Annotated in this window: 2 pseudogenes; one reads left to right on the forward strand and one right to left on the reverse strand. The window is 69.2% G+C overall.

The features are described from left to right. Positions 1-299, forward strand: a pseudogene (locus tag A5708_RS17155) (hypothetical protein); the annotation flags it as partial. A 4-nt stretch (positions 300-303) separates the two neighbouring features. Here A5708_RS17155 and A5708_RS17160 read toward each other — a convergent pair. After that, a pseudogene (locus A5708_RS17160) lies at positions 304-1,009 on the reverse strand (VWA domain-containing protein); the annotation flags it as partial.

Below are 1,009 nucleotides of genomic sequence, written 5' to 3' on the forward strand. Positions count from 1 at the left end.
TGCCCATCTCGACGATCTCGTTCGGGACCAAGGGCGGCGAGATCGAGATGGACGGGCAGCGCATCGCCGTCCCGGTCTCGACCGACCAGATGAAGATGGTCGCCAAGCTGTCCGGCGGGCAGTCCTACACCGCCACCAGCCTGGGTGAGCTCGAAAAGAGCTACAACGCCATCGAGAACGAGATCGGCTATCGCACCGTGCCGGGGCCGGGCAGCGCCGGCTGGCTGCGCCTCGGCGTGCTGACCGCCCTGATCGCGACGGCGCTGGCGCTGCTGATCAACCGGCGCCTGCCCAGCTGAGCGCTCAGGCGGGCAGCCTGCGGTTCAGCAGCAGACCGGCCAAGACGGCGCCGGCCATGACGAAGGCGCCGAGCAGCATCCAGGCCAGGCTCGCGTCGCCCTTCACGGTTTCGTAGCCGATCTGGCGCTGCAGCGTCGAGTACACGTTCTTCAGCGAGTCCAGGCTGTCGGCGTGGAACGACTGACCATCGGTGATCTCGCAGATCTTCTGCAGGGTCTGGTCGTCGACCGGGACCGGGATGGTGGCGCCCTCGTAGTCGACGGTGCCGTACGGGGTGCCGAACGAGATCGTCGAGATCTGCACGCCCTCGGCCTTGGCGGCGCGGGCCGCGGTGAACGCCCCCTGCGGCGCGTTGGGGTCCAGCGGCACGTTCTCGGCGCCGTCGGAGAGCAGCACGATGCGGGCCGGTGGCGGTTTGTCGCCGCCGGCGACGGCCGTGGCGCTGATCGCCTGCAAGGCGGTGAAAATGCCTTCTCCCGTAGCGGTTTTGGGCATCGGCTTGAGGCTGTCGATGCCCGCCTTCACCGCGCCGCGGTTGGTCGTCGGCGGCACCAGCAGCGTGGCGTTGGCGGCGAACTCCACCAGCCCCAGGTTGATCGCCGGGCGTGAGCTGGCCGGCGAACTGCGTGGCGGCCTGTTCGGCGGCCTTGAGCCGGTTGGGCTCGACGTCGGTCGCCCGCATGGACTGCGACATGTCGATCACCAGGGT

This window comes from Mycobacterium colombiense (assembly GCF_001672755.1).
Classification (GTDB): domain Bacteria; phylum Actinomycetota; class Actinomycetes; order Mycobacteriales; family Mycobacteriaceae; genus Mycobacterium; species Mycobacterium colombiense_C.